Annotated in this window: 3 protein-coding genes, 11 tRNA genes and 2 rRNA genes; 15 read left to right on the top strand and 1 reads right to left on the bottom strand. The window is 45.8% G+C overall.

Features of this window, described 5'->3' with window-relative positions:
• From ACE04G_RS19600 to ACE04G_RS19540, 13 genes are all read left to right on the top strand, one after another.
• Positions 1-179, top strand: a 23S ribosomal RNA gene (locus tag ACE04G_RS19600); the annotation flags it as partial.
• A gap of 74 nt (positions 180-253) precedes the next feature.
• Positions 254-370 (top strand): 5S ribosomal RNA (gene rrf / locus ACE04G_RS19595).
• 84 nt (positions 371-454) lie between these two features.
• Positions 455-530: transfer RNA gene (locus ACE04G_RS19590), tRNA-Asn, on the top strand.
• A 3-nt stretch (positions 531-533) separates the two neighbouring features.
• A tRNA-Thr gene (locus tag ACE04G_RS19585) sits at positions 534-606 on the top strand.
• Between the two features lie 10 nt (positions 607-616).
• A tRNA-Glu gene (locus ACE04G_RS19580) sits at positions 617-688 on the top strand.
• Positions 689-695: 7 nt separating this feature from the next.
• A tRNA-Val gene (locus ACE04G_RS19575) sits at positions 696-771 on the top strand.
• A gap of 10 nt (positions 772-781) precedes the next feature.
• A tRNA-Gln gene (locus tag ACE04G_RS19570) sits at positions 782-856 on the top strand.
• A 9-nt stretch (positions 857-865) separates the two neighbouring features.
• A tRNA-Lys gene (locus ACE04G_RS19565) sits at positions 866-941 on the top strand.
• Positions 942-947: 6 nt separating this feature from the next.
• Positions 948-1,028 (top strand) — tRNA-Leu (locus ACE04G_RS19560).
• A gap of 10 nt (positions 1,029-1,038) precedes the next feature.
• Positions 1,039-1,113 (top strand) — tRNA-Gly (locus tag ACE04G_RS19555).
• Positions 1,114-1,120: 7 nt separating this feature from the next.
• A tRNA-Arg gene (locus tag ACE04G_RS19550) sits at positions 1,121-1,197 on the top strand.
• Positions 1,198-1,212: 15 nt separating this feature from the next.
• Positions 1,213-1,286 (top strand) — tRNA-Pro (locus ACE04G_RS19545).
• An 11-nt stretch (positions 1,287-1,297) separates the two neighbouring features.
• Positions 1,298-1,368, top strand: a tRNA-Gly gene (locus tag ACE04G_RS19540).
• A 221-nt stretch (positions 1,369-1,589) separates the two neighbouring features.
• Here the strand turns inward: ACE04G_RS19540 and ACE04G_RS19535 are convergent.
• Positions 1,590-1,943 carry a WGxxGxxG family protein gene (locus tag ACE04G_RS19535; RefSeq protein ID WP_260632706.1) on the bottom strand — a complete coding sequence of 118 codons (354 nt, stop codon included), beginning with the start codon at positions 1,941-1,943 and terminating at the stop codon, positions 1,590-1,592.
• Positions 1,944-2,521: 578 nt separating this feature from the next.
• Here ACE04G_RS19535 and ppc point away from each other — a divergent pair.
• Together ppc and sigW are read left to right on the top strand one after the other, a co-directional pair.
• On the top strand, positions 2,522-5,314 hold the full coding sequence (ppc, locus tag ACE04G_RS19530) for a phosphoenolpyruvate carboxylase (protein WP_076217238.1): 2,793 nt from the start codon (positions 2,522-2,524) through the stop codon (positions 5,312-5,314).
• Between the two features lie 260 nt (positions 5,315-5,574).
• Positions 5,575-6,141 carry an RNA polymerase sigma factor SigW gene (gene sigW, locus ACE04G_RS19525; protein WP_017692117.1) on the top strand — a complete coding sequence of 189 codons (567 nt, stop codon included), beginning with the start codon at positions 5,575-5,577 and terminating at the stop codon, positions 6,139-6,141.
• The last annotated feature ends 46 nt before the right edge of the window (positions 6,142-6,187 follow it).

Raw genomic sequence — 6,187 nt, 5'->3', positions numbered from 1 at the left:
CGCTGGGTAGCTATGTACGGACGGGATAAACGCTGAAAGCATCTAAGCGTGAAGCCCCCCTCAAGATGAGATTTCCCAGTATGTAAGACCCCTTGAAGACGACGAGGTAGATAGGCTGGGGGTGGAAGTGCAGCAATGCATGGAGCTGACCAGTACTAATCGGTCGAGGGCTTATCCAATAGCAAGTTGTCATTCGCATGTTTCGTTTCGAATCTAGTTTTCAGAGAACGATCTCTGAAATGTAAGCTACGCGTTTGGTGGCGATGGCGGAGGGGTTCCACACGTACCCATCCCGAACACGACCGTTAAGCCCTCTAGCGCCGATGGTACTTGGACCGCAGGGTCCTGGGAGAGTAGGACGCCGCCAAGCGAACTCTTTCATCATACATAGAAAACAGGCTCTGCATGTGGACGTTGTACGATGAATTGCATTTGCCTTGCAAATGCATATTATTCCCTGATAGCTCAGTTGGTAGAGCACTCGACTGTTAATCGAGTTGTCACAGGTTCGAGCCCTGTTCGGGGAGCCATTTGCTCTCATAGCTCAGTAGGTAGAGTGCATCCATGGTAAGGATGAGGTCACCGGTTCGATCCCGGTTGAGAGCTTTGGAAATGGGGCCCGTTGGTCAAGGGGTTAAGACACCTCCCTTTCACGGAGGTAACAGGGGTTCGAATCCCCTACGGGTCATATAGTTGGAGGCTTAGCTCAGCTGGGAGAGCATCTGCCTTACAAGCAGAGGGTCGGGGGTTCGATCCCCTCAGCCTCCACCATATTTTTTATTGGGGATTAGCCAAGCGGTAAGGCAACGGACTTTGACTCCGTCATGCATAGGTTCAAATCCTATATCCCCAGCCATTTTAGTATGAGTCATTAGCTCAGTTGGTAGAGCACCTGACTTTTAATCAGGGTGTCGAAGGTTCGAGCCCTTCATGACTCACCATCATATGCGCGTGTGGCGGAATTGGCAGACGCACTAGACTTAGGATCTAGCGTCTTTGACGTGGGGGTTCAAGTCCCTCCACGCGCATCCTTTATTTGCGGAAGTGGCTCAGCGGTAGAGCATCGCCTTGCCAAGGCGAGGGTCGCGGGTTCGATTCCCGTCTTCCGCTCCAATATTTTGCGCCCTTAGCTCAGCTGGATAGAGCGTTTGACTACGAATCAAAAGGCCGGGAGTTCGAATCTCTCAGGGCGCGCCATTATTTTTTTAGTATCGGGATGTAGCTCAGCTTGGTAGAGCACCTGGTTTGGGACCAGGGGGTCGCATGTTCAAATCGTGTCATCCCGATTTTTGTTTATGCGGGTGTAGTTCAATGGTAGAACTTTAGCCTTCCAAGCTAATAGCGTGGGTTCGATTCCCATCACCCGCTTACAGGATATAACGAAAGAGCCTTTGCAGATGCAGAGGCTTTTTTACTTTTGTTAACGTAAGAATTAGCAGTTATTTTATGTAAGGTACAAGTACAGGTTTATTAAAAAAAGAGCCAAGACCCTTTACTATCCAAATAGGGGGTCTTGGCTCTTCTGTTTATCTCTGTGGATGAGCTGCCTCTAAAACGTAGCAGCTATTGTATAGTGAAGAGCGCACAATTTAACGTTCGTTACGATCCGTCACTCTTTTACGCATGCCAGCTAGCCCCAGTAGTCCCAACAAACCAAGCCAGCCCCAATCCATACCATTATCACGGTCGTTCGTAGTGGCGTTCGCCCGAACATTGTTGGTACGATAGTCACCATTGTTGCGGTAGTTTCCATCCATATTCATATTCATGTTGGAATTAGTGTTTGTGCGGTCCATGTAGTTGGTGTCCTGATAAGAGCGAACACGTGAACCGTTGGTGTTGGTATCCACACCTTTGGACATTTGACCATCAGCAGCAGCAGGGCCTGCCATCGCGGCCACCAGAAGCACGGAAGCAATAATTGTTGTACCCTTCTTCATCATTTAAGTTCCTCCTTTTTAGTAAGAGCTATAGATTAATCTGCCCAAAAAGCTAAGAACATTATGTAGAAATGGTCTGTTAAGATATCCCTACAATTACAGTAGGTTAGGAACATACATAAGAAAGACCCCTGGTAAGCAGACTTGTATTGGGAAGGAATTTTTAATTTTATCTTTAATTTATTACATCACTGTGGTAAAGTATACAAAAGCTTGCTTTGCCGGTCATGTTTCTTTGTATATCATCTGTTCTCAAATAATGAAATTATACGGTTTAACCTTACGATCAGGTACGATGGATCATATCTAAAGTAACTGTATATTTATAAATTTTTAAGCATAGGTATGAGACATTTGATTTATCTAAAGTACGTGAAAAAGGTATCATGCGACAGCATATGACCATTAATTGAAGCAGAACAAGAAAATGAATAAAAAAGCGTGTTTTTGTGCTGTAAATCGGGGATAATCCCCATTTTTTCTAGTAGAAAAATAAAGATTTTCGTACCATTTTATTGTATGATGTTATGAAGGTGTCAAATTTACGCGTACGAATGGAACGATCAGATGGGAGGATAAGCATGACTGAAACTATGGTAACCGCCAGCAAAAGCCAATCCAACAACCTGCTTCGGCGAGACGTGCGGTTCCTGGGCAATATACTCGGAGAAGTTCTTGTCCATCAAGGCGGCACGGAGCTTCTAGATATCGTTGAGAAGATTCGGGAAACGAGCAAATCGTTGCGTGCAGAATTTCTGCCAGAACTCTATGCAGAGTTCAAAACGATGATCCAGGAATTAGACTCGGACAATCGTCACCAGGTTATTCGGGCTTTCGCTATTTATTTTCAATTAGTTAATATTGCTGAACAAAACCATCGGATCCGGCGTAAACGGGATTATGAACGTTCTGCTGGGGACGCTGTGCAGCCAGGATCGATTGAGAAAGCAGTACAGGATCTTAAGGAACGTGGACTGTCTCATACAGAGGTGGAAGAGATTCTTGATGATTTGTCACTGGAACTCGTTATGACAGCTCACCCAACCGAAGCCATGCGCCGGGTTATTCTGGACATCCACAAGCGGATATCCGAAGATGTCATGTCACTTGATAATCCTACGCTGACGTTGCGTGAACGTGAACAGTTGCGGGAGAAGTTGCTGAACGAAGTCATTACACTATGGCAGACTGATGAGCTTCGTGACCGTAAACCGACTGTGCTTGATGAAGTGCGGAACGGGATGTATTACTTTCATGAAACGTTGTTCCACGTACTTCCGGATGTATATCAGGAGCTGGAACGCTGCCTGAACAAATTTTATCCTGACCATGACTGGCATGTGCCGACGTATTTGCGGTTCGGTTCCTGGATCGGTGGAGACCGGGATGGAAATCCTTCGGTAACTTCAGATGTAACATGGCAGACACTGTTGATGCAACGCAAGCTCGCTTTGCGTGAATACCAACGGATTATGATTGAACTTATGGGCCATCTCAGCTTCAGCACGAACATCATTCACGTATCGGATGAGCTGGTGCAGTCGATTGAGCAGGACCGTAATTCTGTTACATTGAAAAAAGTGGATATCTGGCGGAATGAAAAAGAGCCATACCGCATCAAATTGGCTTATATGATTGCCAAGCTGAACAATGTACTGGACGAGAACAAATTAGGTCAGCCTGACCGTTATCATAGCGCACAGGATTTGATTGATGAACTGATGATTATTGATCGAAGTCTGCGCCATCATTTTGCCGATTACGTAGCAGATACAACCATTCGCAAAATGATTCGTCAAGTCGAGTTGTTTGGTTTCCATACCGCAGCATTGGATGTGCGTCAGCACAGTAAGGAACATGAAAATGCGATGTCGGAGATTTTGGCGAAAATGAACATTGTAGAGGATTATGCGCGTCTGACTGAAGACGGTAAAATCGATCTGCTTGCTCGTTTGCTGGATGATCCACGTCCGCTTACTTCTCCTTATCACCAATACACGGAGGGAACCAAAGAATGTCTGGATGTCTTCCGTACCATTAAGCGTGCCCAAAACGAATTTGGGAACGGCTGTATCACAAGTTACCTGATCAGTATGACGCAGGGCGCAAGTGATTTGCTGGAGGTTATGGTATTTGCCAAGGAAGTGGGCTTATTCACCAAAGGACACAATGGTGAGGTTGTATCTACTCTTCAAGCGGTACCACTGTTTGAAACGATTGATGATCTACATGCGGCTTCGGACATTATGCAGAAGCTGTTCAACCTTCCTGTATACCGCGCAAGCGTAAAAGGACGGAATGAACTGCATGAAATCATGCTTGGTTATTCTGACAGTAACAAGGATGGCGGAGTGGTTACAGCCAACTGGGAACTGCGTGTAGCAATGAATGCCATCACGGCTGTAGGTAATGAACATGGCGTTAAGCTGAAGTTCTTCCATGGACGTGGCGGGGCTCTGGGACGTGGCGGCATGCCACTCAACCGCAGTATTCTTGCTCAACCACCACATACGATTGGTGGGGGCATCAAGATTACGGAGCAGGGAGAGGTTATTTCTTCCCGTTATTCCCTTCAGGGGATTGCATACCGCAGTCTGGAGCAGGCAACTTCGGCTCTAATCACAGCAGCACTTAATGGGCTTGAGCCGCAAGAGTCAGCATCCGAGCGTCATTGGGACAGCATCATCAAAGAGATTTCGGAAGTATCTCTGACGAAATATCAGGATCTGATTTTCCGTGATCCAGACTTCTTCACATTCTTCAAAGAATCAACGCCGCTTCCGGAGGTTGGTGAGCTGAACATTGGCTCCCGTCCATCCAAGCGTAAAAATAGTGATAAGTTTGAAGATCTGAGAGCGATCCCTTGGGTATTCGCATGGACTCAAAGTCGTTATCTGCTTCCGGCATGGTATGCGGCAGGAACAGGATTGCAAAGTTACTATCAGGGTAAAGAGGAAAATCTGGTTGTCCTGAAAGAAATGTATGCAAGCTTCCCATTCTTCCGTACATTAATTGATACGGTACAGATGGCCGTAGCCAAGGCAGATCTGGTGATTGCCAAAGAATATTCAGCAATGACTTCGAACAAGGAAGCCCGTGATCGCATATACGGTCAGATTGAAGCCGAATTCAAACTCACAAAAGAGTTGATCCTGAAAATTACCGGAGAAGCTGAAATTCTGGATGATGTACCGGTTATTCAAGAATCCATTCGTCTTCGTAACCCTTATGTAGATCCGTTGTCCTACATGCAAGTTCAACTTCTGAGCGAGCTCAGAGATATGCGTGAACGTGGTGAGGATGATACGGAACTGCTCAGAGAAGTGTTGCTGACAATTAACGGCATCGCTGCAGGACTGCGTAACACAGGTTGATGATTGAACTGCTTCATTTGAATAATCATATGTAACAAAGAACCCATTACTTTGTTGAATAAAAGCTCCATTCTCTGCTCTACGGAGTGAGAGATGAAACGGGACTCCTGCGGGAGTTCCCGTTTTTACTGTTTTTGGCGGATATTTGTCATACAGTCTTGATTTTTGACCAAAGTTGATTTACGATTTGATTGGTGAATTACAAGTGTGGACGGGTATCAGAAGACGGAAGACCCATCAGCATGTCTGGGGGAATAAGGGTGGACAATTTGGAGAACAGGCTTGTGAAATTGGTGCTCAAGGGAGACCAGAGAGCCTTCGCAGAAATCGTTGAACTATATAAGGACAAGCTATTTCATTTGGCATACCGGATGCTGAACAATCGTCATGAAGCTGAAGACGTTGTGCAGGAGACGTTTTTGCGTGTGTTTCGTAATATGGAGAAGTACGATCCGAACCAGAAGTTCTCAACCTGGATATACCGGATCGCAACGAATCTGTGTATTGACCGACTGCGCAGAAAGAAACCTTCATACTCTTTGGATGCTGAACTGAATGACCAGGAAGGATCTGATGGTTATGCGATGCTCCCGAGTGATGATCGTACACCGGAGAGTGAAGCGCTCCTGTCAGAAACGCAGACACTCATTCGTGAGGCTATTGACAGTTTGCCAGCCAAGTATAAGTCCGTTATGATTTTGAGATATTTACAGGACTTGTCGCTACAGGAAATCAGTGACGTGACAGGTATGCCCGTAACAACGATTAAGACACGCGTTCATCGGGGCCGTGATTTTCTACGTAAAAAATTGGAGTACAAGTTATAAATGTTAAACGCTTTTAAATATGGGCGAAATTATTTGAAACATATCC

The organism is Paenibacillus sp. AGC31 (genome assembly GCF_057334655.1).
Note: the sequence above shows the minus strand (reverse complement) of the source record. Positions and strands in the feature narration are given on the sequence as shown.

What these genes read in the sequence shown, in the direction of transcription:
- ppc (WP_076217238.1), top strand. Translation starts at nt 2,522, where the DNA reads ATGACTGAAACTATGGTAACCGCCAGCAAAAGCCAATCCAACAACCTG.
- ACE04G_RS19535 (WP_260632706.1), bottom strand. Translation starts at nt 1,943, where the DNA reads ATGATGAAGAAGGGTACAACAATTATTGCTTCCGTGCTTCTGGTGGCC.